Genomic DNA, 23,708 nt, shown 5'->3' on the forward strand with positions numbered 1-23,708 from the left:
ACCTGTTTTTGGCGGTCTGGGGGGGCCCGCCCCCCTACCTGGGCGGCGCGGCCGTCCCCTGGGCCGGGGGGGGCGCGGCCCCGGGGGGGGGCGGCGGGGTGGGGGGGGGGGGGCGCCCCCCGGGGCCCCCCCGCCCCTCACCCCCCACCTCCGAGCGGAAGCCGCCCCACCCATGCGCCTGTACCTGCTGGCCCTCAATCCCACCGACTCCGTCACCGAGGGGTTCCTGCCCGCCGCCGCCCACCTCGGCCTGGACGTCACCCTCCTCACCGACCAGCCCGACGCCCACCGGCACACCGGCCCCGAGGTCGAGGTCCTTCAGTGCGACGTGCGCGACTTCCGCGCCGTCATCACCCGCATCGCCACCCACCACACCCCGGACGCCGTCTTCACCAACAGCGACCACCTCCAGACCCAAACCGCCCTGGCCGCCCACTACTTCGGGCTCCCCGCCAAGGACTGGCGGGCCACCCTGCGCGCCAAGGACAAGGCCGAGATGCGCCGCCACCTGGCCGCCACCGGCGTCGACACCGTCTGGTCCGCCGAACTCACCGCACCCGCCCCGCTGGACGCCCCCTACCCCTGCGTGCTCAAGCCCCGCGAGGGCGTCGCCAGCGAGGACGTCGTCCTGGTCGAAGGCCCCGGGGAACTGGTGGCGCGCGGCACGGAGATCTTCGCCCGCCGCCCGGACACCGTCCTGGTCGTCGAGGAGTATCTGCCGGGCGAGCTGTACACCCTGGAGACCCTCGGCGACGGCCGCGCCCGCCATGTCCTGGGCGGCTTCCACACCGAACTGTCGCCCCCACCCCACTTCATCGAGGAACGCCTCACCTATCTGCCGGACCACCCGCCGGCCGTCCTCGACCAGGTGCTGGCCCAACTCGACGCGCTCGGCGTCGGGTTCGGCGCCTGCCACACCGAGTTCGTGGTGCACGCGGGCCGGGCGCGGATCATCGAGGTCAACTACCGCGCCATCGGCGACCAGTGCGACCTGCTCCTCCAACGGCTGCTCGGGATACCCCTGTTCGCGCACATCCTCCGCACCCACCTCGGCGAGCCGCTGCCCGCGGACCTGGACGCCCGCCGCGACGGCGCCGCCACCGTCTGGTACCCCTGCGCGGACCGCGCCGGAACCCTCACCGCCGCCCCACCGGCCACCGAACTCACCCTGGCCACAACAGATCTGACGTACCGTCCGCTGCGCGAGACGGGCGAACGGCACGACCTGTACGGCACCAACCGGGACTACCTGGGCGTCCTGCGCGCCGTCGGCCCCGACCGGCACAGCGTGGACAAGGCCGTCGAGGAATTCGTCGCCGCCCGGAGCTGGGAGATCCAGCCGTGACCGCCCCGACCGCCACCGACCCGGCCGAGGCCGACCTCCTCACCCGCCTCCTGAGCACCCTGCTCCGCGAGGACGTCGTCGGACTGCGCTCCCGCAGCACCCTCGTCCACCGCCCCGACGGCCGCTGGCTGCGCCTGGGCGCCGACGGACGGCCCGCCCTGCTGCTCCCGGTCACCGACGACGGCTACCAGGGCACCTACGCGGCCCGCCTCCCCCTCCTGCTGAGGGAACCCGACGGCCGCGAACTGACGTCCTGCACAGCCGTGTTGGCCGCCCTGCGCGAACGCGCCGAGCACATCGACCACGGCGGTTTCGACGCCCTCGCCGAGGAGTGCCGCCAGACCCTGACCACCGTACGGCTGCACACCGACACCGCCGAGGAATGCGCGACCCGGCTCGTCGACCAGTACGGCAAGGACCCCGCCGACTGGACAGGCCTGGCCAAAGGCCTCGCCCACGACACCCTCGCCGCCCGCCTCGACCACCCCGTCTACCCGACCGCACGCGGCCGCTCGGGCCTCACCGAACACCAACTCCGCGCCTACGCACCCGAGTTCCACCCGCACTTCGCGCTGCGCTGGCTCGCCGTGCCCCGGGACGCGCTCACCCTCGGCGGCGGCGGACTCCCGGCCTCGCTGCCGTCCCCGGCGGCCGTCGGCCTCGCCGCCCTCGACCACACCCACGCCCTGCTGCCCGTACACCCCCTGACCGTCGGCGCCACCCTGGAACGCGCCCTGCACGACACGGGCCTCGCGGGCCGCGCGTTCCTCGCCGGCCCCGCCCGCCTCGACGCCGTTCCGACCCTGTCGATGCGCACCGTCGCCCTGACCGACGACCCGGCCCTGCACCTCAAACTGCCCCTGGCCACCGCCACGTTGGGCCTGCGCAACCGGCGCACCATCAAGCCCGGCACCCTCGTCGACGGCGCTGCGGGACAACGGCTGCTGGAAACCGTCATCGCCCGCGAACCGCGCTTTCAGGGCACCGTCCTGCACGCCGACGAGAGCGCCTACGCACACGCCGGGCACGAACTGCTCGCCGCGCTCTGCCGCCGTCACCCGGCAGGCCTGGAGGACTCCGTCGTCCTCCCGATGGCCGCCCTCCTCGCCGAGGCACCCGGCGGACGGCTGGTCATCGACCACCTCGCCGACCGCTTCCACGACGGCGACCCCCTCGCCCTGCTGGACGACTGCCTCACCCTGCTCCTCGACTGGCAGACCACCCTCTTCGGGTACGGCATCGCCCTGGAGTCCCACCAGCAGAACATCTCCCTGATCCTGGACCGGAGTTCCGGCGGCACCACCCGGCTGCGGCTCCTGCTCAAGGACAACGACGGCCCGCGCGTCCACACCCCCCGACTGCGCGAGCGCCTGGGCGACGACGCCCCCGGCCCCGACGCCTTCGACGACGCCCGCATCCTCTGCCGGGACGACGAAGGACCGGCCGACCTCTTCACCACCATCACCGTCCACCTCTGCGCGGGCGCCTACGCGTTCGGCCTGGCCCGGCACGGCCGCGCCCACCTGCCCGTGCTGCTCGGGCTGGTCCGCGACCGCCTCGACGAGGCCCTGACCCGGCTCGGCGGCGCACCGGCGGCCACCCTGCGCGCCCGGGTCCTGGACGCACCCGAGCTGCCCGTCAAGGCGATGATCACCGCCGGCACCCTGCTCACCAAGCAACGCTCGGGCGCCGCCGACATCAACAAGCACTACACCACCGGCCCCAACTACCTCCGCGCCGACCTCATCAACCCGGGGGAGCGGCGATGACCGTCGACGTGCTGCCCACCCAGCGCCCCGCCTTCGGGCGCCGCCATGTGCACGCGGTGGCCGGCTGCTACTTCGTGGCGTCCTTCGCCGCCCTCGGCCTGCCGCCCTACCTGACCCAGATCCTCCCCGAGTTCGGCGCCGGGGCGGCACGCTGGGCCGGCCTGCTCTACGTCGTGCCCACGGTGTTCGGCGGCCTCGGCGCCCCGCTGTGGGGCCGCCTCGCCGACCGGTTCGGCCGCAAACGACTGCTGCTGCGGGCCCAGTTGGGGCTGACCCTGGCGTTCCTGCTGGCCGGGTGGGCCGACTCGCTCACCACCTTCACGGCCGCCCTGGTCCTCCAGGGCATCCTGGGCGGCACCTTCGCCGCGTCCAACGGCTACCTCGGCGCCGCCCTCGACGGCCCGAGCCTGTCCCGGGCGCTCACCCTGATGCAGGGCAGCGCCCGCGCGGCCCTGGTCGCCGCCCCGATCGTGGTCGGCTCGCTCTCCGACTGGATCTCCCCGCACCGCCAGTACGCCCTGCTGGCCGTCCTCCCGCTCACCGCCGCCCTGCTGCTCGCCGCCCTCCCCGAACCGGCCAGGACCGAGGCCGACGGCGCCCGCACGGTGACCGGCACCGAGCCGCCCCCGTCACCGGACGACCCCGAACTCACCACGCTCCAGCCCCCGGTGGCCGCCACACCCACCACCGGTGCCGCACGGCCCCCGGTGTCCCTGCGCACCCTCTACACCCTCGAATTCGCCTTCGTCTTCTCCACCGTCATCTCCTTCCCCTACCTGATCGCCCTGGTCGAGGACCGGATACCGCAGGCGTCCTCGACCCTGTCCGGACTGCTCTTCGCCCTGCCCCACCTCTGCTACCTGGCCGGCGCCCTCGCCGTGCACCGCGCCTTCCAGCACCGGCCGCTGGCCGGGATCGCCCTGGGCTTCCTCCTGATCGCCCTCGGCCTCGCCGGACACGGCGTCGCCGACTCGCTGGCCACCCTCGTCGCCGTCCGCCTGGTCCTCGGCGCCGGGATGACCCTGGGCCTGGTGTGCCTGTCGGTGCTGGCCGCCGACTGCGCCGAGGGCCGCGCACCCGGCGGGCTCTTCGGCTCGCTGGAGTTCTTCTCCAAGGCCGGCGCCGTCGCCGCCGGCGTGGCCGCGGCCGCCGGCAGCGCCCGGTTCGGCCCGGCCGCACCCGTCTGGACGGGCGGCGCCGCCGCGCTGCTCACCGTCGGCGCGACCGCTCTCCTTTCTCTTCGCACCCGCTGGAGCCGCTGATGTCCCCGTCGGCCGACTCGCTCGGTACCACGACCACCGCCCTGCCCACCGCCGAGGAGGCGGTGACCCACACCCTCCTCAACTGCCTGCTGCGCGAGGTGTCGGGCCCCGAGCACCAGACCGCCGTCACCGACGGCCGCCTGCTGCTGCGGCTGCCCCGCCGCGACGTCCTGCTCCGCGTCGACCTGCGCCGCACCTCCCTGCTCGGCGCCCACCGCTTCACCGGACCCGTCAGCGAACAGCGCGACGGCAGCTGGACCCGCATCGACTGGCGCCGCCTCGCCGAGTACACCCACGACGAACTGTCCCTGCGCACCGGCGTACGCAACGAAGAGTTCCTGGAACAGATCGACTCCAGCCACCGCGCCGTCGCCGCCCTGCTGGCCGCCCGGCAGGGCGCCGCGCCCCGGCCGACCGGTGACCACCTCACCGACTATCTCCACTCCGAGCAGTCCCTGCTCCTCGGCCACCGCTTCCACCCCACCCCCAAGGCCCGCACCGGCGACGCGGACTCCTGGGCTGCGTACGCACCGGAGAACGGGGCCGTCTTCCCGCTGCGCCACCTCGCCGTCCGCGACCACCTCATCGCCGAGGAACGCGCCACGCCCGCGGCGGCCGACCCGCTCGACCGCGCCGCCGTCCCCGACGGCTACCGGCTGCTGCCCGCCCACCCCTGGCAGTACGCGATGCTGAGCGAACACCCGCTGCTGCGGGCGGCGTTCGACCGGGGCGACCTCCTCGACCTCGGCCCCGCCGCGGACACCTTCGCCGCCACCGCGTCCGTCCGCACCCTCTACGACGGCGAGACCTTCCTCAAGTTCAGCCTGAACGTCCGCATCACCAACTGCCTCCGCAAGAACGCGAGGTACGAACTGTCCGGCGCCATCGCCCTCACCCGGCTCCTGGCACCCGCCCTCGCCGACCTGGCCGACCGCTTCCCCGGCAGCGCCGTCCTGCGCGAACCCGCCTACCGCACCCTCGCCCTGCCCGGCCCCGACGGCACCCCGGACCGCGACCTGTTCGAGGGATTCGGCGTCATCGTCCGCGAGGGCCTGCCGCCCCGCCTGCTGCCCGGCACCACCCCGCTGCTCGCCGCGGCCGTCGCCGACGAGTACCCCACCGGCCCCGCCCACATCTCCCACCTCCTGGCCGGAGCGGGCCCCGAGGCCGCCGCCGACTGGTGGGCCGCCTACCTGCGCCTGCTCGTCCCACCCGTGCTGGCCGCCTACTTCGACCACGGCATGGTCCTGGAACCGCATCTCCAGAACGTCCTGATCTGCGTCGACGGCGACGGCATGCCCGCCCAGGTGCTCTTCCGCGACCTGGAGGGCACCAAGCTCGTCCCCGAGCACCACGCGGACACCCTCGCCGCGCTGCCGCCCGAGGTCGCGGGCCCGATGACCTACGACGCCGAGCGCGGCTGGGACCGCGTCCTGTACTGCCTGCTCGTCAACCACATCGCCGAACTCCTCGCCGCCCTCGCCGACCTGCACCCGCACACCGAGGCCGCGCTGTGGGCCCAGGTCCGCGCCACCCTGCGCGACTACGCCGACCGCTACGACTGCCCGCCCCACCTCGCCGCCCTGCTCGCCGGGGTGCCGCTGCCCGCCAAGGCGAACCTGCTCACCCGCTGGGAACGCAAGGCCGACCGGGAGGCCGGATACGTCCGCCTGCCCTCCCCGCTCGCCGAGGCCCTCCTGCGCCACACGAACGGAACCACCTCGTGACCGCCCCCACCCCCGCCGTCCACGACCGCATCCGCTCCCTGACCCCCGACGAACTCCCCGCCTACGTCTACGACCTGGCGGCCCTGCGCACCCACGCCGCCGCCGTGCGCGCCGCCCTGCCGGAGGGTGTCGAGCTGTACTACGCGGCCAAGGCCAACCCCGAACCGCAGATCCTGACCGCGCTCGCCCCGCACGTCGACGGCTACGAGGTCTCCTCGGGCGGCGAACTCACCCACGTCGCCCGCGCGGTGCCGGGACACCCGCTGGCCTTCGGCGGCCCCGGCAAGACACCGGCGGAGATCACCACCGCCCTCGAACACGGCGTGGCCCGCTTCCACCTGGAGAGCGAGCACGACCTCACCGTCCTGGCCGAACTGGCCCGCCGTGTCACCCCCGGCACCCGGATCGCCGTCCTGCCCCGCTTCAACCTCCCGATGCCCGACGACACCCTCGCCGCGAGCGCGCTGGCCATGGGCGGCCGGCCGACCCCCTTCGGCCTCGACCCCTCCCAGGCCGACACGGTGTTCCGGCTGCTCACCGACGGCACCCACCCGCACCTCGAACTCCGAGGCGTGCACGCCCACTTGGGCAGCGGCCTTGAGGCACCCGCACAGCTCGCCCTCGCCGCGTCGGTCGTCACCTGGGCGACCGACCTGGCAGCCCGGCACGGGGTACGCCTCACCGAGGTCAACATCGGCGGCGGCATGAACGTCGACTACGCGCACCCGGAGTCCCGTTTCGACTGGACCGGCTACGGCGAGGGACTGGCCCAGCTCACCGCCGCCCACCCCGGCACCGTCCTGCGCATCGAACCGGGCCGCGCGCTCACCGCCTACTGCGGCTGGTACGCGACCGAGGTGCTCGACGTGAAGGACAGCCAGGGCGAGGAGTTCGCCGTGGTCCGCGGCGGCACCCACCATCTGCGCACCCCCGCGACCAAGGGCCACGACCAGCCCTGCGCGGTCCTCCCGGTGGAGAGCTGGCCGCACCCGTGGCCGCGCCCGACGGGCAGGGCCGAACACGTCACCCTCACCGGCCAGTTGTGCACCCCGAAGGATCTCCTCGCCCGCCGGGTGCCGGCGCCGGGGCTGCGCGCGGGGGACCGGATCGCCTTCGCCCTCGCGGGCGCCTACGCCTGGAACATCTCCCACCACGACTTCCTGATGCACCCGAGACCGGGCTTCCACTTCCTGGACAGCGACAGCGACAGCGACAGCGACACCGCCGGGTGACCGGTACCGGCCGCCGTCACAGACCGCACCAGCGCGCGACGACCCGTTCATAGACGGTCAGGGACTCCTCCAGGCGCCGCACCGAGCACCACTCGTCGGTCGCGTGGGCCTGGGAGGGTTCACCGGGCCCACAGATCAGGGTGGGCGGTGCGCCGAGGGCGGGGGCCAGGACGGCCGCGTCCGTGAAGAAGGTCGCCGTCCGGGGCGTGTACGCGGTGTCCGGGGCCACGTCGGCCACCAGCTCCCCGACCGTACGGGCCCATGTGTCGTCGGGGTCGGTCCACACCGGCGGCAGGTCGACCAGCGGTTCCCAGCTGACGTCCGGACCCGTCTGGGCGGCGAGCTGGGCCCGCACCTCGGCGTGGTCCTGCCCGCTGACCGTCCGCACGTCGACCGTGGCGGTGGCGAGGTCGGGCACCGAGTTGGCGTTGAGACCCGCCGCCAGCGTCGACACGTTGAGGGTGGGGCGGCCCATCACCGGGTGCCCGGACCCGGGGAAGGCGAAGTCGGCCAACCGGACCACCGCGTGGGCGAGTTTGTAGGCGGCGTTGTCACCGAGGTGGGGCATCGAACCGTGGGCGGTGATCCCGCTCGTGCGCGCCGTCAGCCACAGGGCGCCCTTGTGACCGTGGACAACCTGGTTGGCGGTGGGCTCGGCGATCAGCAGCGGCCCGCTGCGGCCGCCGCGCAACAGGGGAGCGACATGGCGTGCGCCCAGCGCCCCGGTCTCCTCGGCGGCGGTCAGCACGAGCCGCAGTCCGGCGCGCCGGGGCCGGTGGGCGGCGGCCCGCACGGCGGCCAGCACCATCGCCGCGACCCCGCCCTTCATGTCACTGGTGCCCCGCCCGTACAGCCGGTCCCCGTCCCGCTCACCCGCGTACGGGTCGTGGGTCCAGGGCGCGGCCCCGAGCGGCACCGTGTCCAGGTGCCCCGACAGACACAGCGGCGCCGTGTCCAGACCGGTCTGCCACTCCGCGATCAAGGTGGCCCGGCCGGGGGCGTGTTCGTGGCTGCGGACGGTGAACCCCGCCCGCTCCAGCAGCGCCGCCACGATCGTCTGGGCGGCGGACTCGTCGGCGTCGACCGTGGGCACGGCGACGAGGCGGCGGGTCAGTTCCGTGACCTCGGTGGTGTCCGTCATCGGGGGAGACTCCTCGGTGTCGAGCCCCTGACCTGGAGGAGCGGGGCGATGGCGATACGGCGGGAGCCGCCCGCCGGGTCCTGCCGCAGCAGCCGGGCGCACTCGTCGGCCATGACGTCCCACTGCTGGCGCATGGTGGTCAGCGGCGGGTCGGAGATCTCGGCGAAGGCGATGTCGTCGAACCCGGTGACCGCGACCTGATCCGGCACCGACACCCCCGCCCGGGACAAGCCCCGCAGCACGCCGAGGGCGATCAGGTCGTCGCCGCAGACCACACCGTCGGGCCCCCCGTACCCACCGGCCCCGGAACGGGAACCGGAGCTGCCGCTCCCGGCGCCGCGCGCCCCGGCCGACGGCCCGCTGTCCCCGAAGTCCTCCACCAGCCGCCGCGCCGCCTCCAGCCCCCACGAGACATCGAACCGGCCGAGCAGCGCCGGGGCGGCGGCCTCAAGACCGTGCCGGGCAAGGGACTTCTCGAACGCCTGGGCACGGTCCCGCGCCGAGGAGTTGTCCAGCTCCGAACTGACGAACACCAGCCGCCGTCGGCCCCGTGCCACCAGCAGATCCACCAGCTGCCCGAAGCCCACCGCGTCGTCGACGCCGACCCAGTGCCCCGCGAGCCCCTCCACCTGCCGGTCGATCTGGATCACCGGCACCAGCCCGGCGGCCGTCCGGATCGCCGGGGCGCTGTCGGTGGCGTGCAGCGGGCTGATGATGATGCCGTCCACGTGCCGGTCGGTGAGGGTGCGCAGCCGGCGCGCCTCGACGTCGAGGTCGTAGTGCGAGTCGCACAGCAGCAGGTCGACGCCGTCGATCTGGAGGCGGCGCTCCACGGCCTCGACGAGCAGCGGGAAGAACGGGTTGGAGATCTGCGGGACGACCATGCCGATGGTCCGCGAGCGCTGGGTGCGCAGCGCCTGGGCCAGCGCGTTGTGCCGGTAGCCGAGCTGCGACGCGGCCTCCTGCACCCGACGGGTCAGGTCGGCGCCGACCGGGCGTGATCCCGACAGGGCACGGGAGACGGTCGCGGTGGAGACTCCGGCGAGTCTGGCGACGTCCTGGATCGTGGGCATGAACCTCTTCCCTCGGGGGGTCCGGTAATCGATTGCCGAACGAGGGCTCTTCCTACCACGAGCATTCATGTGACAGCAATCTCTTGACTGTCCGGAATTCTTCCTTCTACATTCTCGGCAACTCGGCAATCGATTACCCGACGGTGGCGACGATGCCCCAGGGGCCGAGAGTCTCCTCCGGAACGACCCGGCACGACATCGCCGTCGACGGCCCTCGCTCCGAGCCCTCCGCGTTCTCTCCTTCGCCGTTCGCCCTCCCGGCCCCCAGGGGCTCGCCCGAGAGGAACCCTCATGTCCAGCACGGCTCTGCGCAGAATCTCCGTCGCCACCCTCACCGCCGCCCTCGTCGTCGGCGTCACCGCGGGCTGCTCCCGCGAGGACGCCTCCACCGGCGCCAAGGCGAAGTCGACCGCCTCCGGAGGCAAGGTCCGCATCGGCCTGGTGCAGGTCAACCAGCAGGCGATCTTCTTCAACCAGATGAACGCGGGCGCCGAGGCCGCCGCCAAGAAGACCGGCGCCGACCTCACTGTCTTCAACGCCAACGACGACGCCGTCCAGCAGACCCAGGCCGTCCAGAACTTCGTCCAGCAGGGCTACGACGCCGTCATCGTCGAGGCCATCGACGTGAACGGCATCAAGCCCGCGCTGCGGGCCGCCGCCAAGGCGGGCGTCAAGGTCATCGCCGTCGACGGCATCATCGACGACCCCGCCGTCGACGTGCAGGTCGGCGTCGACAACGCGGCCGCCGGCAAGCAGATGGGGGCGTTCGTCAACGCCTACGACAGCGCCCACCACGTCACCGCGAAGATCGGCGTCGTCGGCGCCCTCAACTCCTACATCCAGAATCTCCGCAAGGACAGCTTCGCCGCCGCGGTGAAGGCCAAGGGCGCCACGGTCGTGCAGACCGTCGACGGCAAGAACACCCAGGAGGGCGCGGCCACCGCCGCCGAGAACCTCCTCACCGCCCAGAAGGGCATGAACACCGTGTACGCCACCGGCGAGCCCTCCCTGCTGGGCACCGTGGCCGCCGTCAAGAGCGCCGGGGCGCAGAACCGGGTCAAGGTCTTCGGCTGGGACCTCACCAAGCAGGCCATCGACGGCATCGACGCGGGCTTCGTCGCCGGCGTCGTCCAGCAGGACCCCAAGACCGAGGGCACCAAGGCCGTCGAGGCCGCCGTCTCCCTGGTCGGCGGCAAGACCGTGACCAAGAAGATCGACGTGCCGGTGACCATCGTCACCGAGAAGAACGTCGACCCCTACCGCTCGATCTTCAAGTGAGGGACCCCTCCATGACGACCCTCGCACCACCCGAGTACCGCGCCGAGATGATCGACGTCCGCAAGCGCTACGGCATGATCGACGCCCTGCGCGGCGTCACCCTCCGGGTCCGCCCCGGCGAGGTCGTCGGCCTGGTCGGCGACAACGCGGCCGGCAAGTCGACGTCCATGAAGATCCTCGCCGGCGCCGTCATCCCCGACACCGGCCAGATCCGCGTCAACGGCCGCCCCACCGCGTTCAGCACCCCCAAGGAGGCCCGCGACGCCGGTATCGGCATGGTCTACCAGGACCTCGCCCTCTGCGACGACCTCGACGTCGCCGCCAACCTCTTCCTCGGCCGTGAACCCCGCACCTGGGGCGGCCTGTTCCTCGACAAGAAGCGCATGCACGCCGAGGCCCGCGCCCACCTGGACGCCCTGCGCATCCGCATCCCGCTGACCAGCGTCACCGTCCGCAACCTCTCCGGCGGCCAGCGCCAGGCGGTCGCCATCGCCCGCGCGGTCTCCTTCGACCCGCAGGTCCTCATCCTCGACGAACCGACCGCCGCCCTCGCCGTCACCGAGGTCGAGACCGTGCTCGAACTGATCCGCACGGTCTCCGCCCGGGGCGTGAGCGTCATCCTCATCACCCACCGGCTCCAGGACCTGTTCCGGGTCTGCGACCGGCTGACCGTCATGTACGAGGGCACCGTGCGCCGCGAGCTCGACGCCCGCACCACGAGCCTGGAGGAACTCGTCGCCGAGATCGTCGGCGAGGGCCACGGAACGGAGGCCGCGTGACCAGCCCGGCAGCGGTGTCCAGCGAACGGGTCGTCACCACCCGCTCCGCCCGCACCCACCACTTCCTCGCCAGCCACATCCAGACCGTCGCCATCGGCGGCATGCTCCTCGCGGTCCTGATCGTCTTCTCCCTGACCGCCGACACCTTCCTCAGCACCGACAACGTCCTCAACGTCCTGCGGCAGAACGGCCCCGCCCTCATCGTCGCGGTCGCCATGACGTTCGTGATCACCACGGCCGGCATCGACCTGTCCGTCGGCTCCGTCCTCGCCCTCAGCGGCTCCCTGCTGGCCATCCTCATCGCCCACGGCATCAGCCCCACCCTGGCCTTCCTCGCGGTACTGGCCCTCGGCGCCCTGATCGGCGTCCTGAACGGCTGGTTCTCCTGCTACCAGGGCATCCCCGCGTTCATCGTCACCCTCGCCACCCTCGGCATCATCCGCGGCACCGCGCTGCGCTCCACCAACGGCTACTCCATCTCCATCCCCGACAACAGCTGGGTGGGCTTCCTCGGCCAGGGCCTGATCGCCGGGATTCCCGTCGCCGCCGTCCTCGCGGTGGCCGCCGCCGTCCTCGGCTGGGTCGTCTACGCCAAGACCCCGTTCGGGCGGTACGTCGTCGGCCTGGGCAGCAACCGCGAGTCCCTGCGCCGGGCGGGCGTCAACGTCCGCCTCGTCGGCCTCTGGGTCTACCTGATCTCCGGAGTGGCCGCGTCACTGGCGGGCGTCCTGGTCGCGACCCGGCTGGGCAGCGGCTCCTCCAACCAGGGCGTCGGCTTCGAACTCACCGTCATCACCGCCGTCGTCCTCGGCGGCACCAGCCTCTTCGGCGGCCGCGGCAGCGTCCTGGGCACCGTCCTGGGCGTCCTCACCCTCGGCTTCATCGAGAACGGCCTCGACCTCAGCCACGTCAACCCGTTCTACGTCCAGATCGTGCAGGGCGCGATCCTGCTGGCCGCCGTCCTCGCCAACACCCGCCTGTTCACCCGCTTCGCCTCGGCCAAGTCATGACCGCCGTAGGGACCGTCCTCGGCCCGGTGGACACCACCGACCTCGGCGTGACACTGATGCACGAGCACCTCCTCAACGACTGCTCCTCCTGCTGGCACCCGCCCGCCCCCGACGACACCGAGGGCCACCGGATCGCCGAACAGCCCCTGGACATGCGGTACTTGGGCAGACTGCGCAACGACCCGTTCCTGTCCCGCGACAACATCACGATGAGGGACGTGGACCTGGCGGCCGAGGAGGCCGCCCGCTTCGCCGCCGCCGGTGGACGCACCATCGTCGAGCAGACCTGCTCCGGCATCGGCCGCGACCCGGCAGGCCTCGTCACCATCGCCCTCCGCACCGGCCTGAACATCGTGCTCGGCTCCGGCTTCTACCTGGAGCCCAGCCACCCGCCCGACCTGCGCGCCATGACCGTCGAGGACATCGCCCAGCACATCGAAGGCGAGATCCGTGACGGCGTCGAAGGAGCCGACGGCGTCCGCGCCGGCATCATCGGCGAGATCGGCATCTCGGCCGACTTCACCCCGGCCGAGGAGAAGGTGCTGCGCGGTGCGGCCCGCGCCCAACGGCGCACCCGCGTCCCGCTGTCGGTGCATCTGCCGGGCTGGCAGCGGCACGGCCACCGGGTCCTGGACACCGTCGCCGAGGAGGGCGGCGACCTCGCCGCCACCGTCCTGTGCCACCTCAACCCCAGCCACGGCGACCCCGACTACCAGCACACCCTGGCCGACCGGGGCGCCTGGCTGGAGTACGACATGATCGGCCTGGAGCTGTACTTCGCCGACCAGGACGCCCAGTCACCCGCCGACGAGGACAACGCCCGCGCGATCACCGCGCTCGTCGCCGCAGGATACCGCGAGCGCCTGCTGCTCTCCGGCGACGTCTTCATCAAGACCATGCTGACCCGCTACGGCGGCTACGGCTACGACCACCTGATCACCAGTTTCTCCCCCCGGCTGCGCCGCCACGGCCTGACCGGCGAGGACATCGAGCAACTGCTCACGCACAACCCGGCGGCCGTCTTCGAGACCGCCGCGAAAGGAGCCCACCCATGACCCGCGCCCTCCGTGTCCTCGTCGCCGGTGAATCCTGGGTGAGCGAAGCGACCCACTACAAGGGTTTCGACGCGTTCACCTCGGTCACCTTCCACACCGGCATCGACCCGCTGCGCGACGCGCTGACGGCGAGCGGCATCGAGGTGGTCTACCTCCCCGCCCACGAGGTCCCCGAGCACTTCCCCCAGTCGCTGGAGGAACTCTCCGCCTACGACGTGGTGCTCCTGTCCGACATCGGCGCCAACAGCCTGCTCCTGCACCCCGACACCTGGCTGAACGGCCGCCCCCGGCCCAACCGCCTCAAGGTGCTGGCGGAGTGGACCCGCGCGGGCGGCGGCCTCGCCATGGCCGGCGGATACCTCAGCTTCCAGGGCTTCGAGGCCAAGGCGTTCTACCACCGCACCGCCGTCGACGACGTCCTGCCGAGCGTCATCGCCGCCCACGACGACCGCGTCGAGACCCCGGAGGGCGCCGTGCCGGACGTGGTCGACGCCGGTCACCCGATCCTCGCCGGGATACCCGATCAGTGGCCCGCCCTGCTCGGCTACAACCGCTTCGGCGCCAAGCCCGACGCCCAGGTGATCGCCCGCGTCGACGGCGACCCGCTGCTGGCCGTACGGGAGGTCGGCCAGGGCCGCACCCTCGCCTGGGCCTCGGACATCGCCCCCCACTGGTGCCCCCAGGAGTTCCTGGACTGGAAGGGCTACCAGCCGCTGTTCACCCAGGCCTGCCGCTGGCTGGCCCGACAGATCTGACGACGGGGCTTGCCACGGACGCCACCCCTTGCTTATCGTTTATCGATACCATCGATAAACGATAAGCAAGGCGGGGGACATGACCGAGGACCGCAGACTGCTCGAACCCATGGCCTCGGTCGTGTCCGTGGCCCTGCGCACCCTGCTCGGCCTGGCGGCGACCGTACTGATCCTGAACGTCGCCCGCGGCACCTGGGGCGGAAGCGTCCTCTGCATCACCGACGACTCGGCCGTCAGCTCGGTCGCTCCGGGCGGCTTCCTCCCCGAGCACGGAGCGGTGGCCGAGTCGGTACCCCGGTACTGCGCCGACCACCCGGGCGCCTTCCTGCGCCTGCTGGACGGGCTCGGCTCGGTGCCGTCGACGCTGCTGCTGATCAGCGGCCTCTTCCTGCTGCACCGGCTCCTTCAGGGCGCGGCGCGGGAGGGAGTGCACACGGAGCTGACGGCATCCCGGTTCCGGCTGCTGGGGCGGTGGCTGCTGCTCGGGAGCCTGCTCTGCGCGTTCGTCGAGGCCAACGCCAAGGCGGCCCTGATCGACGGCCTCTCCCGGAGCATGGACTACAGCGCGGCCGCCTGGCTGGGCTGGTGGTCGACGCCCTACCTCGCCGTCCTGACCGGCCTCGGCCTGCTCACCTTCGCCCGGATCACCCGGGCCGGCGCCTCGATGCGCGAGGACCTCGAAGGCGTCGTCTGATGGCCGACGACGAGCAGGACGGCCACGACATCGAGGTGCACCTCGACCGGCTCCTCACCGAACGCGGCATGACCCTCACCGAGCTGGCCCAGCGCGTCGGCGTCACCAACGTCAACCTCTCCGTCCTCAAGAACGGCCGCGCCAAGGCCATCCGGTTCACCACCCTCACCCGGATCTGCGAGGTGCTCCGCTGCCAACCGGGAGACCTGCTCAGCCACCGCCCCGGACCGGCCTCGGACACCCCGCCCGAACCCTGACAGGACGCCGGGACGGACGCTCAGGCGTCCTCGTCCTCCGCGGGGAGGGAGGTGTGCCCCTCCGACCAGTGGTTCACCCAGCCACAATGCCCGCACGCGTAACGGCCGTTGACACCCGAGATGCTGCTCCCGCACTGCCGGCACTCGGTGTGCGTGATCTCCTGCCCCGCGAGGAACTCCGTGGCCATGGCCGCCTGGTCCGGGGGAGGCTGCTGATTGCGCGGGTGTCTGCTCATCGGATCGACCCTATCGGCCGCGTCCGCGCCGCGTCCGCGCCACCGCGTCCGATGCCGTCGACCGAACGTGAACACCCCTGTAGAACAGGTGAGTTACCGATTTCCCGAGGACGTGCGCGGCTGTTTATGATCTTGATCATGTCTGCACAGAACTCTGACAAGACCCCTTCCCGTAAGCAGAGGCTTCAGGAGAAACAACGCCGCCAGCTGGCGGTGGTCGACACTGTGGACAAGGCCGAGACCAAGGCCCGCCGGGCGGAGGTCGAACTGGCCATGGCCGTCGCCGAGGCCTTGCAGGTGTTCGGCGACGAGCAGTCCGCGTCCGAGGGGCTCGACATGCCGGTCGAATCGATCCGGCGCTTCCTCGGCATGGCCCAGGACGAGGAGAAGGCCGCGGCCGACAACGCCGCTGCTGAGGCCGTCGCCGCGTCCTGAGCCGGACGCTCAAAGAGGAACGCCCCGCACCGCTACCGGCAGCCCGGCGCGGAACGGGGCGTTCCCCGGCCCCCGGTGCCCCGACGGCCTGACCGGATCAGCCTGGTCAGGCCGTCGGGGCGCGGGCAGGGGCCGTCTGCGGTGAACCGGCCCGCCGGACCGTGAGGGTCACGCCGGTGCTGGCCCGGTCACCGTTTCGCGAGGACGTACCAGGTCGCGGGCAGGTCGATCCGGGTGCCGTCCGACAGATGCTCCGTCTGCGGCAGCGGCTCCTCACCGGAGGCGAGGACGGTCAGTCCCGCCGCGTGCAGCAGGTCCGGGATCTCCATGTCCTCGGCGTCGGCCGGCTTGAGGCCGTGCGTGAACACCCGCCGCAGCTTCTCGGGCGGACCGCCGGGGTCCTGCATCGCCTGCTGGAGAACGGCCTTGGAGGCGTGCGTCAGCTCCGTCACGAAGGCCCGCCCGCGCGAACCGAGCAGCGTGGCGACCGCGTCCGCCACCGCCGCCCGGTCCTGCGGCTCGCTCTGGTGGATGACCGCCCGCATATAGATGTTCGCGTCCCCGATCCGCTCCCGCAGCGCCAGCACGGCGTCGCGGTCGACCAGGTTGAGCTGCTCGAACTCCGCCACACCCGCCGGATCGGCTCGGCGTGCGTGGTCGATGGCCGCCTGGGAGAGGTCCACCCCGATCGCGCGGGGGAAGAGCGTGGCGAGATACCGGGTCTGGGTGCCGTTGCCGCAGCCGAGGTCGACCACCGGCAGCGAGGTGTCGGCGTGCGGCAGGAGCAGCTCGCTGTGGGGCACGGCGGAGAGCGCCGGGTCGATGTCCCAGATGGCCTCACCCGGGGTGTCGGACGTCGCCCGCCAGTACCCCTCCCACGACTCCCGGTAGCGCGGCGATACGTCCATACGGTCTCCCCGACTCGGGCCCGCCCGTCGCGAGCCGCGCGGTCCTGCCTACTGGTTCCCCGGCGCCGGGAGCAAGCGCGCCGCGCCCCCGGTTGACATTTGGTCATTGACCAACTCTACTGAAGAGAGAAATTGGTCAACGACCAAAAATGGAGGTGAGGAGAGATGACCGGGATCAAGGCACTGATCTCCGGCGCCGGCATCGCGGGCCCAGCGCTCGCGTTCTGGCTGGCGCGATACGGAGCGGAGGTCACCGTCATCGAGTCGGCCCCGGCCCGCCGCACCGGCGGACAACTGATCGACATCCGCGGCTGCGGACGCGACGTGATCACCCGAGCGGGCCTCGCCGAAGCCGTCGCCACCGCACGGACGGGCGCGGACGGACTGTCGTTCGTCAACGCACACGGACGCCGCCACGCCTCCGTACGGGCCGACGGCTTCGGCGGCGACGGACCGGTGGCCGAGACCGAGATCCTGCGCGGCGCACTCGTGGACATCCTCCACGACGCTACCGACCCCACCGCCGCGTACCTCTTCGGCGACCGCATCCGCGCCCTCGACGACCGGCCCGACGGCGTGCACGTCACCTTCGAGAAAGCCGCCCCACGCCGCTTCGACCTCGTGATCGGCGCCGACGGACTGCACTCGGGCGTACGCGGCCTCACATTCGGCCCCGACCACACCCAGCTCCGCCACCTCGGCCACTACCTGTCGTTCTGGACCGCACCCAACACCCTCGGACTGCGCGACTGGACCGAGGTGTACTCCGAACCCGGCCGCACCGTCGGCGCCCGCGCCGTCAACCGCAACACCCAACTGATGGCGTTCTTCTCCTTCCGCTCCGCCCCGTTCCGCCACGACCCCCGCGACACCGGCGCACTGAAGGCCGTCGTCCGCTCCCGCGCCGCCGGAATGCGATGGTCCGCCGACGAACTCATCGACCACCTCGACGACACCCCCGACTTCTACTTCGACGCGTGCAGCCAAGTGGCCCTGCCGCACTGGTCATCGGGCCGGATCGGACTCGTGGGCGACGCCGCGTTCTGCGCCTCACCGCTCTCCGGACACGGCACGACCATCGCCCTCGTCGGCGCCTACGTACTCGCCGGCGAACTGGCCAAGTCCGCAGGGGACGTCGTCGCCGGACTACGGGCCTACGAAGAACGACTGCGGCCCTGGATCACCCGCGTCCAACGATTCGGACAGGGCAACGGCGGCGCGATGACACCCCGCACCTCGGCCGGCGTCGCCTTCCGCAGCGGCATGGTGGCACTCCAGGAACGCCTGCCCCTCGGCGACCTCCTCCTGCGCGACCAGATCCGCCTGTCGAACGGCTTCACCCTGCCCGACTACACCCCCTACGAAAGGACACGCCCGTGATCGAACACCACGACCCGCCCGCACTCGCCCCGCCGGTCAGCGACGTCTACCACCACCTCGCCATCGCCCGCTCGGGCCCGGTCGTCGCCATCGCCGGACAGATCGCCCTGGACACCGACGGCCACCTCGTCGGCGAAGGCGACCACGCGGCCCAGGCCGAACAGGCGTTCCGCAACCTCGCCGCCGCACTCGCCGCGATCGGCTGCGGCCCCCACGACCTCCTCAAGAACACCATCCACGTCGTGGGACACCGCCCCGAACTCATCGAGCCGATCTTCGCCGCCGGCCGCCGGGCCTTCAACGGCGACTGGCCCCGCACCGCCAGCACCCTCATCGGCGTCCAGGCCCTCGGCCTGCCCGAATGGCTCATCGAGATCGACGGCCTCGCCGTCATCCCCACCCCGCACCACACACCCACACCAACCGACACACACAGGAGCACGACATGACCACCAAGACATGGTTCATCACCGGCGCCTCCAAGGGATTCGGCAGGCAGTGGACCGAAGCCGCCCTGGAACGCGGCGACCGCGTCGCCGCCACCAGCCGCACCCCCGACGCCTTCGGCGACCTCATCAAGACCCACGGCGACCACCTCCTGCCCATCCAGCTCGACGTCACCGACCGCACGGCCGTCGACGCCGCCGTCCGCCATGCCGCCGACCACTTCGGCCGCCTCGACATCGTGGTCAACAACGCCGGCTACGGCCTGTTCGGCATGGTCGAGGAGATCACCGAGGACCAGGCCCGCGCCCAGATCGAGGTCAACCTCCTCGCCCCCCTGTGGGTCACCCAGGCCGCCGTGCCCCACCTGCGCGCCCAGGGCGGCGGACACATCATCCAGGTCTCCTCGATCGCCGGCGTCTTCTCCCTGCCTGGCCTCGGCGTCTACCACGCCTCCAAGTTCGGCCTGGAAGGTTTCACCGCCAGCCTCGCCAAGGAGGTCAAGGACTTCGGCATCAAGGTCACCCTGGTCGAACCCGCCGGATACGCCACCGACTGGGCAGGCCCCTCCGCCGTCCACGCCGAACGCCTCCCCGCCTACGACGATTTCCGCGCCGCCATGCAACGCCCGGCCGGCGTCCGAGGCGAACCGACCGCCACCCGCGAGGCGATCCTCACCGTCGTCGACGCCGACGAACCGCCCCTGCGGATCTTCTTCGGCAAGGGAGCACTCGACGTGATCCGAGTGGAGTACGCCTCCCGCATCGAGGAGTGGGAGCGCTGGGACGACCTGTCCCAGGCCGCCTTCGGCGTCTGAACGACGTCCCGACCAGGGGCCCCGTACAGGGTCATCAACAGGGCCCCTGGACCCGCCACTTGTACCATGACCAGGACATCGCCGACCGGCGACCGAGCACGGGACGGGACACCAGGATGCGCTGGACGCTGGACGACGTGATCGAGGCGGCGTTCACCACGCTCGACGCGGAAGGCCTTGAGAAACTGACCCTGCGGGGAGTCGCCCGCAACCTCGGCTCCCACCTCAACTCGGTCAGCTCGTACGTCAAGACGAAGCAGACCCTCATCGACACCATGGCCGACCACATCGTCGGCTCCGTCGACGTCACCGACCTGCCGGCCGAACCCGTCGAACGCGCCCGCACCGTAGCCACCCGCTACCGCGCCGCCCTGCTCGCCCACCGCGACGGCGGCCGCCTGGTCGCGGGCACCTTCACCGGCACCGGGAAAACCCTGCGCGTCGCCGACACCATCGTCGGCGCCCTGCTGGACGCCGGACACCAGGAAGCCGACGCGGCCCGCCTGTGCTGGGCCATCGTCTACTTCACCCTCGGCCTCACCCAGGAACAGCAGACCCCGTCCGACAACCCCCGAGGCTCGTTCCACGACCTCATCGCCACCGGCAACTACCCCGCCCTCGCCCGCATCGGCGAACCCCTCATGGTCACAGACTCCTTCGACGAACGCTTCCACTACGGCCTGTCCCGCCTGCTGCCGACGGAGCAGTGAGCACCCGAACAGAGCCTGGTGCGTCTTCTCGTCGATTGTGTGGCTGAGGTGGCCCGGTGAGTTGCGGAGATGCGGGTAGCTGAGAATGGTGTGTGTTGTGGTGAATGCATTCTGACTGGCTGCGATGCAGGTTGGTTGAAAAGGGTTCAGGTGTAGTGAGAACTCTGGTGTGTTGGGGCGAGGCAGGAACAGTTTGATTTTGTTGGTGGGGTCCGGGCGGCGCTGAGTGGCGACGGTGGGCCTCCGTCAACCCTCGCTTGTATGACATTGCGTCAAGGTGCCGGTGTCGCTGCTGGGTTGTGTGGGCGCGGAGGGGTGGGCGGCAGATGGTGAGGTCGAGTGGTCGGGGGTGGGTGAGCCCTGACGCCCCCATTGGTTCTTTACCGAAGTATCTGCCGATGTGTGAGGGGTTTTCTGCTTCTGGGGTAGTGGGTGTCGAAGCGGTGAGGCGATGGGCTGACTGTCAGGACCAGGCTTCGGAGGGTCTGTGGAAAAGGACTTCGGAGCCCGTGCCGCTGTGATGGACCCCGGACGCCCCGCCCGGATCGTGGAGGCTGCTGCCTGTCGGTATCCGACGCGGCCAACTCGCTTTGCCCGAGCAGGCGACGGCCGTCTACGACCTCAGCCGGCTGCCCCGTGCCGAACAACGGCGCTGGCGTGTTCAGCGCTGCCCCGCGCACGCCACCACCCACGGCGCGCCGACCTGGTCTTGGCCGGATGGCAGGTCTTCGATCCCCTTCTGCACGCCCAGCACCTGCGTACCGGTCTGCCATACCCACCGGCACCCGGCAGCAAAGAGAGGTGACGATGCCGCACCACGCCCTGGAATCCTCCTGACGCGTCCGCTGGTCCCGGCGGAGCTCCAGGACGCCGCCCGCGTGCTGCCGCTCGCGACCAACCACGACACCATCCGCCTCATGACCCCCGTACGCGCCAAAACCCCCGGCCGCGCCGCACACCGGCCGCGCCGGCACCTCGCCACTCGGCTTCCCGCGGACGTGATCACCACCCACTACCCGGACGCCGGCGGGCAGGTCCTGCTCAACCTCGCCTTCCCGCCCGCCGTCCACGCCACGATCCGCCACGCCGCCCATGGAACGGATCAGAGCCCGGAACTCTTCGTGAAGCTGGCCCTGCACCGCGCACTGGCCCAGCACGCCGGTGACGAGGCCGACCGGCTCGACCGGGCCGTGCAGCACCTGCTCGCCGGTACCACGGCCGCACACCTCCTGGCAGCCGTCGGCCATGCCCTGACCCGCACCCCGGAAGCAGCCCCCGCATGAACCCGACCGACGAACAGACGGCCGCGGCCGACGCCTTCCACGCCGGCCAGCACCTCGCTTTGCAGGCCGGCGCGGGTACCGCCAAGACCACCACTCTGACCCTGCTCGCCCGCACCACCAAACGCCGCGGCCGCTACCTCGCCTACAACCGGGCCATCGCCCAGAACGCACGCACCCCCTTCCCCGACACCGTGCAATGCAAGACCGCCCGCGCCCTGGCCCACGCCGCCGTCGGCCACCGCTACACCCGCCGCCTGAACGCCCCCCGCCGCCCGGCCTGGCAGACCGGTCAGGCCCTCGGCATCACCAAGCCGATCCGCATCGGCGAACGCGACCTCTCACCAAAGCCCCTCTCCAACGCCACGTTGCGCACCGTGGCCGGCTTCTGCCGCACCGCCGATGAGACGATCACCCGCCATCACGTCCGCCGCTTGCGCGGTCTGGAAGACAAGGACCTGCACACCCAACTCGCCGCCCATATAGTGCCGTTCGCCGAGAAGGCCTGGGCTGTCCTGCAGCACCCCGACGATGGGGCCGTGCGCTTCGACCACGACCACTGCCTGAAGATCGGGGCTCTGAGCCAGCCGAAGACCGATGCCGACTTCCTGCTGCTGGACGAGGCCCAGGACACCAACCCGGTCGTCGAGCGAATCTTCCTTGATCAGCGCGGCCACGCCCAGCTGGTGATGGTCGGCGACTCCGCCCAGGCCATCTGTCAGTGGCGCGGCGCCAAAGACGTCATGACCGGCTTCGAAGGGCATCCAACTCGTCCTGTCGCAGTCCTTCCGCCTCGGTCCCCGCCCGGCTCAGGAGGCCAACCGCTGGCCGGCCATCGCCGAGACGCCGGTCCGCCTGGCCGGCACCCCCGCCGTGCCCGCCGAACTCGGGCACCTCGTCCGCCCCGACGCCGTGCTGTGCCGCACCAACGTCGGCGCCATGGCCCACGTCATGGACCTGCTGGCCGCCGGCATACCGCGTGGGACTGTCCGGGGGAGGGGACAGCCTGCGCGCCTCGGCCCTGGCCGCCCGCGACCTTCAAGGAGGGCCGCCGCACCTCCCACCCCGAACTGGTGCTGTTCCCCTCCTGGGGCGAACTGCAGGACTACGCCGCCCATGACCCGGCCGGACGTGACGATCCACCCCCTCGACCAGTCCGGCGTGGCGCGCCAGCTTCAGCGGGTGGTGGAACACCGGTCGACGAACGTGCGCCGCTGGGACAAGATCGTCGGATTCTGGGCTGCCGGTGACCACCAGGGCCTGGACGATGCCTGGACCGCCGATGTCCTGCCCGATCTGGGCTCTCAGTGGGGCCAGTACGAGTACGTCAAAAACATCGGCTTCGCCGCGTAGCAGCCGGCGACCGGCAGAAAAATGGTCTTCAGCGCCTGCTGTCATGGCGTAGTGTGGCGCGAACCGACGCGGGGTGGAGCAGCTCGGTAGCTCGCTGGGCTCATAACCCAGAGGTCGCAGGTTCAAATCCTGTCCCCGCTACTGCAGGCTGGAGGGCCCGGAACCATACGGTTCCGGGCCCTCCAGCCGTATGAGACCTACATGTCGGCAGCCGTCATGCCCAACCGCCAGGTCAGATACGAGCGCTGGCCCACCGAACCGGTCCGGGACGCGATCCGCTCGTGCCCCGACGCCAGCATCAGGTGACCCCCCTCCGCCGGACGGGCCGTAGCGGGCACCCCCCTGCGGTGGCGCCCCAGCCACATCAGCAGCGCCTGGCATCCTTCAGCCACGTCCACCCCCCCCCACCCGGCCATCAACTGCTCCACGCCCGCGAGCCATCGGGACCGGTCCGCCGTATCCCGCTGCCCCGCCCGTTCGAAGTCCAGCATGGCGCCCGCGAGCTCCGCGGCCTCCGGGGCAGATCACCAGCGGGGCCGCACGCATCTCCCGCGCGTCCAGCCCAGCCGTCCAGGCTCGCCGCACCCAGCACCCAGCACCCAGCACACGGTGTCCGGCATCCGCGTCCACCAGTACACCGCCACCTGGAAGGCATCGGCGAACAACTCCTCGCCCGCCGACCCCCACCGCCTGGCCAGCTGCTGGCGCACGCGGTGCGCCGTCACCGTCCCGGGCAGTCCGGCCAGCTGCACGAAGTCCGGACCGCGG

23 protein-coding genes, 1 tRNA gene and 3 pseudogenes are annotated in these 23,708 nt (G+C 71.8%); 21 read left to right on the forward strand and 6 right to left on the reverse strand.

The window, feature by feature from the left end; all coding sequences use genetic code 11:
* The first annotated feature begins 172 nt into the window (after positions 1 to 172).
* The 5 genes from ACIQOU_RS13115 to ACIQOU_RS13135 are packed head-to-tail and all read left to right on the forward strand — an operon-like array spanning position 173 to position 7,335.
* Complete coding sequence (locus ACIQOU_RS13115; protein WP_401536614.1) at positions 173 to 1,345, forward strand: acetyl-CoA carboxylase biotin carboxylase subunit family protein; 1,173 nt, start codon at positions 173 to 175, stop codon at positions 1,343 to 1,345.
* Positions 1,342 to 3,114, forward strand: coding sequence for an IucA/IucC family protein (locus ACIQOU_RS13120; RefSeq protein ID WP_401536615.1), 1,773 nt, complete (start codon positions 1,342 to 1,344; stop codon positions 3,112 to 3,114). Before ACIQOU_RS13115 ends, ACIQOU_RS13120 begins: the two co-directional genes overlap by 4 nt.
* Positions 3,111 to 4,376 carry an MFS transporter gene (locus ACIQOU_RS13125; protein ID WP_401536616.1) on the forward strand — a complete coding sequence of 422 codons (1,266 nt, stop codon included), beginning with the start codon at positions 3,111 to 3,113 and terminating at the stop codon, positions 4,374 to 4,376. Before ACIQOU_RS13120 ends, ACIQOU_RS13125 begins: the two co-directional genes overlap by 4 nt.
* Positions 4,376 to 6,103 carry an IucA/IucC family protein gene (locus ACIQOU_RS13130; RefSeq protein WP_401536617.1) on the forward strand — a complete coding sequence of 576 codons (1,728 nt, stop codon included), beginning with the start codon at positions 4,376 to 4,378 and terminating at the stop codon, positions 6,101 to 6,103. Before ACIQOU_RS13125 ends, ACIQOU_RS13130 begins: the two co-directional genes overlap by 1 nt.
* Positions 6,100 to 7,335, forward strand: a complete 1,236-nt coding sequence (locus ACIQOU_RS13135; protein WP_401536619.1) for a type III PLP-dependent enzyme — start codon at positions 6,100 to 6,102, stop codon at positions 7,333 to 7,335. The genes ACIQOU_RS13130 and ACIQOU_RS13135 overlap by 4 nt, the downstream gene beginning before the upstream one ends.
* Positions 7,336 to 7,351: 16 nt before the next feature.
* Here the strand turns inward: ACIQOU_RS13135 and ACIQOU_RS13140 are convergent, their stop codons facing one another.
* Both ACIQOU_RS13140 and ACIQOU_RS13145 read right to left on the reverse strand, forming a co-directional pair.
* On the reverse strand, positions 7,352 to 8,476 hold the full coding sequence (locus ACIQOU_RS13140; protein ID WP_401536621.1) for a M20 family metallopeptidase: 1,125 nt from the start codon (positions 8,474 to 8,476) through the stop codon (positions 7,352 to 7,354).
* On the reverse strand, positions 8,473 to 9,549 hold the full coding sequence (locus tag ACIQOU_RS13145; RefSeq protein WP_401536623.1) for a LacI family DNA-binding transcriptional regulator: 1,077 nt from the start codon (positions 9,547 to 9,549) through the stop codon (positions 8,473 to 8,475). Before ACIQOU_RS13145 ends, ACIQOU_RS13140 begins: the two co-directional genes overlap by 4 nt.
* A 291-nt stretch (positions 9,550 to 9,840) precedes the next feature.
* Between ACIQOU_RS13145 and ACIQOU_RS13150 the strand changes: the two genes are divergently transcribed.
* From ACIQOU_RS13150 to ACIQOU_RS13180, 7 genes are all read left to right on the forward strand, one after another.
* The gene (locus tag ACIQOU_RS13150; RefSeq protein ID WP_401536625.1) at positions 9,841 to 10,827 is read left to right on the forward strand and encodes a substrate-binding domain-containing protein; all 987 of its coding nucleotides are present in this window, start codon (positions 9,841 to 9,843) and stop codon (positions 10,825 to 10,827) included.
* 11 nt (positions 10,828 to 10,838) lie between these two features.
* A complete protein-coding gene (locus tag ACIQOU_RS13155) occupies positions 10,839 to 11,606 on the forward strand; it encodes an ATP-binding cassette domain-containing protein (protein WP_401536627.1) in 768 nt (255 codons plus the stop codon).
* On the forward strand, positions 11,603 to 12,616 hold the full coding sequence (locus tag ACIQOU_RS13160; RefSeq protein WP_401536629.1) for an ABC transporter permease: 1,014 nt from the start codon (positions 11,603 to 11,605) through the stop codon (positions 12,614 to 12,616). The genes ACIQOU_RS13155 and ACIQOU_RS13160 overlap by 4 nt, the downstream gene beginning before the upstream one ends.
* Positions 12,613 to 13,671, forward strand: coding sequence for a phosphotriesterase (locus ACIQOU_RS13165; RefSeq protein WP_401536630.1), 1,059 nt, complete (start codon positions 12,613 to 12,615; stop codon positions 13,669 to 13,671). The genes ACIQOU_RS13160 and ACIQOU_RS13165 overlap by 4 nt, the downstream gene beginning before the upstream one ends.
* Positions 13,668 to 14,426, forward strand: coding sequence for a glutamine amidotransferase (locus ACIQOU_RS13170; RefSeq protein ID WP_401536632.1), 759 nt, complete (start codon positions 13,668 to 13,670; stop codon positions 14,424 to 14,426). The genes ACIQOU_RS13165 and ACIQOU_RS13170 overlap by 4 nt, the downstream gene beginning before the upstream one ends.
* 79 nt (positions 14,427 to 14,505) lie before the next feature.
* Positions 14,506 to 15,120 (forward strand): hypothetical protein, encoded by a 615-nt coding sequence (locus tag ACIQOU_RS13175; protein WP_401536634.1) that lies wholly within the window; start codon positions 14,506 to 14,508, stop codon positions 15,118 to 15,120.
* A complete protein-coding gene (locus tag ACIQOU_RS13180) occupies positions 15,120 to 15,377 on the forward strand; it encodes a helix-turn-helix domain-containing protein (RefSeq protein ID WP_401536636.1) in 258 nt (85 codons plus the stop codon). The genes ACIQOU_RS13175 and ACIQOU_RS13180 overlap by 1 nt, the downstream gene beginning before the upstream one ends.
* A gap of 20 nt (positions 15,378 to 15,397) precedes the next feature.
* Here the strand turns inward: ACIQOU_RS13180 and ACIQOU_RS13185 are convergent, their stop codons facing one another.
* The gene (locus tag ACIQOU_RS13185; RefSeq protein ID WP_401536638.1) at positions 15,398 to 15,613 is read right to left on the reverse strand and encodes a hypothetical protein; all 216 of its coding nucleotides are present in this window, start codon (positions 15,611 to 15,613) and stop codon (positions 15,398 to 15,400) included.
* 138 nt (positions 15,614 to 15,751) lie between these two features.
* Between ACIQOU_RS13185 and ACIQOU_RS13190 the strand changes: the two genes are divergently transcribed.
* Positions 15,752 to 16,048, forward strand: coding sequence for a hypothetical protein (locus ACIQOU_RS13190; RefSeq protein WP_401536639.1), 297 nt, complete (start codon positions 15,752 to 15,754; stop codon positions 16,046 to 16,048).
* 188 nt (positions 16,049 to 16,236) lie between these two features.
* Here the strand turns inward: ACIQOU_RS13190 and ACIQOU_RS13195 are convergent, their stop codons facing one another.
* Positions 16,237 to 16,956, reverse strand: coding sequence for a class I SAM-dependent methyltransferase (locus tag ACIQOU_RS13195; RefSeq protein WP_401536640.1), 720 nt, complete (start codon positions 16,954 to 16,956; stop codon positions 16,237 to 16,239).
* A gap of 165 nt (positions 16,957 to 17,121) precedes the next feature.
* On the opposite strand from ACIQOU_RS13195, the gene ACIQOU_RS13200 reads away from it, so the two are divergent.
* The 8 genes and pseudogenes from ACIQOU_RS13200 to ACIQOU_RS13235 all read left to right on the forward strand — a co-directional run bounded on the left by ACIQOU_RS13200 (position 17,122) and on the right by ACIQOU_RS13235 (position 23,081).
* Entirely contained in the window at positions 17,122 to 18,336 is a 1,215-nt protein-coding gene (locus tag ACIQOU_RS13200; RefSeq protein ID WP_401536642.1) for an FAD-dependent monooxygenase, read from the forward strand.
* Positions 18,333 to 18,785, forward strand: coding sequence for a RidA family protein (locus ACIQOU_RS13205; RefSeq protein WP_401536643.1), 453 nt, complete (start codon positions 18,333 to 18,335; stop codon positions 18,783 to 18,785). Before ACIQOU_RS13200 ends, ACIQOU_RS13205 begins: the two co-directional genes overlap by 4 nt.
* Complete coding sequence (locus tag ACIQOU_RS13210) at positions 18,782 to 19,597, forward strand: SDR family oxidoreductase (protein WP_401536644.1); 816 nt, start codon at positions 18,782 to 18,784, stop codon at positions 19,595 to 19,597. The genes ACIQOU_RS13205 and ACIQOU_RS13210 overlap by 4 nt, the downstream gene beginning before the upstream one ends.
* A gap of 59 nt (positions 19,598 to 19,656) precedes the next feature.
* Positions 19,657 to 20,307, forward strand: a complete 651-nt coding sequence (locus tag ACIQOU_RS13215; protein WP_401536646.1) for a TetR/AcrR family transcriptional regulator C-terminal domain-containing protein — start codon at positions 19,657 to 19,659, stop codon at positions 20,305 to 20,307.
* An 801-nt stretch (positions 20,308 to 21,108) separates the two neighbouring features.
* Positions 21,109 to 21,590 (forward strand): annotated as a pseudogene (locus ACIQOU_RS13220) (hypothetical protein).
* Positions 21,587 to 22,732: pseudogene (locus ACIQOU_RS13225) on the forward strand (UvrD-helicase domain-containing protein); the annotation flags it as partial. The pseudogenes ACIQOU_RS13220 and ACIQOU_RS13225, both read left to right, overlap by 4 nt.
* A pseudogene (locus tag ACIQOU_RS13230) lies at positions 22,719 to 22,940 on the forward strand (transcriptional regulator); the annotation flags it as partial. The pseudogenes ACIQOU_RS13225 and ACIQOU_RS13230, both read left to right, overlap by 14 nt.
* Positions 22,941 to 23,007: 67 nt before the next feature.
* Positions 23,008 to 23,081 (forward strand) — tRNA-Met (locus ACIQOU_RS13235).
* A gap of 56 nt (positions 23,082 to 23,137) precedes the next feature.
* Here ACIQOU_RS13235 and ACIQOU_RS13240 read toward each other — a convergent pair.
* The gene (locus ACIQOU_RS13240; RefSeq protein ID WP_401536648.1) at positions 23,138 to 23,332 is read right to left on the reverse strand and encodes a hypothetical protein; all 195 of its coding nucleotides are present in this window, start codon (positions 23,330 to 23,332) and stop codon (positions 23,138 to 23,140) included.
* A 132-nt stretch (positions 23,333 to 23,464) separates the two neighbouring features.
* Positions 23,465 to 23,692: a hypothetical protein gene (locus ACIQOU_RS13245; protein WP_401536650.1), complete on the reverse strand. Its 228-nt coding sequence runs from the start codon at positions 23,690 to 23,692 to the stop codon at positions 23,465 to 23,467.
* Positions 23,693 to 23,708: the final 16 nt, after the last annotated feature.

The sequence above is a fragment of the Streptomyces sp. NPDC091279 genome, assembly GCF_044757465.1.
GTDB lineage: Bacteria > Actinomycetota > Actinomycetes > Streptomycetales > Streptomycetaceae > Streptomyces.

Bases quoted from the DNA above. Each gene is read 5' to 3' on its own strand.
- ACIQOU_RS13140 (WP_401536621.1), bottom strand. From the start codon at position 8,476: ATGACGGACACCACCGAGGTCACGGAACTGACCCGCCGCCTCGTCGCC.
- ACIQOU_RS13145 (WP_401536623.1), bottom strand. From the start codon at position 9,549: ATGCCCACGATCCAGGACGTCGCCAGACTCGCCGGAGTCTCCACCGCG.
- ACIQOU_RS13125 (WP_401536616.1), top strand. From the start codon at position 3,111: ATGACCGTCGACGTGCTGCCCACCCAGCGCCCCGCCTTCGGGCGCCGC.
- ACIQOU_RS13185 (WP_401536638.1), bottom strand. From the start codon at position 15,613: ATGAGCAGACACCCGCGCAATCAGCAGCCTCCCCCGGACCAGGCGGCC.
- ACIQOU_RS13210 (WP_401536644.1), top strand. From the start codon at position 18,782: ATGACCACCAAGACATGGTTCATCACCGGCGCCTCCAAGGGATTCGGC.
- ACIQOU_RS13155 (WP_401536627.1), top strand. From the start codon at position 10,839: ATGACGACCCTCGCACCACCCGAGTACCGCGCCGAGATGATCGACGTC.
- ACIQOU_RS13195 (WP_401536640.1), bottom strand. From the start codon at position 16,956: ATGGACGTATCGCCGCGCTACCGGGAGTCGTGGGAGGGGTACTGGCGG.
- ACIQOU_RS13150 (WP_401536625.1), top strand. From the start codon at position 9,841: ATGTCCAGCACGGCTCTGCGCAGAATCTCCGTCGCCACCCTCACCGCC.
- ACIQOU_RS13165 (WP_401536630.1), top strand. From the start codon at position 12,613: ATGACCGCCGTAGGGACCGTCCTCGGCCCGGTGGACACCACCGACCTC.
- ACIQOU_RS13180 (WP_401536636.1), top strand. From the start codon at position 15,120: ATGGCCGACGACGAGCAGGACGGCCACGACATCGAGGTGCACCTCGAC.
- ACIQOU_RS13170 (WP_401536632.1), top strand. From the start codon at position 13,668: ATGACCCGCGCCCTCCGTGTCCTCGTCGCCGGTGAATCCTGGGTGAGC.
- ACIQOU_RS13130 (WP_401536617.1), top strand. From the start codon at position 4,376: ATGTCCCCGTCGGCCGACTCGCTCGGTACCACGACCACCGCCCTGCCC.
- ACIQOU_RS13115 (WP_401536614.1), top strand. From the start codon at position 173: ATGCGCCTGTACCTGCTGGCCCTCAATCCCACCGACTCCGTCACCGAG.
- ACIQOU_RS13200 (WP_401536642.1), top strand. From the start codon at position 17,122: ATGACCGGGATCAAGGCACTGATCTCCGGCGCCGGCATCGCGGGCCCA.
- ACIQOU_RS13190 (WP_401536639.1), top strand. From the start codon at position 15,752: ATGTCTGCACAGAACTCTGACAAGACCCCTTCCCGTAAGCAGAGGCTT.
- ACIQOU_RS13175 (WP_401536634.1), top strand. From the start codon at position 14,506: ATGACCGAGGACCGCAGACTGCTCGAACCCATGGCCTCGGTCGTGTCC.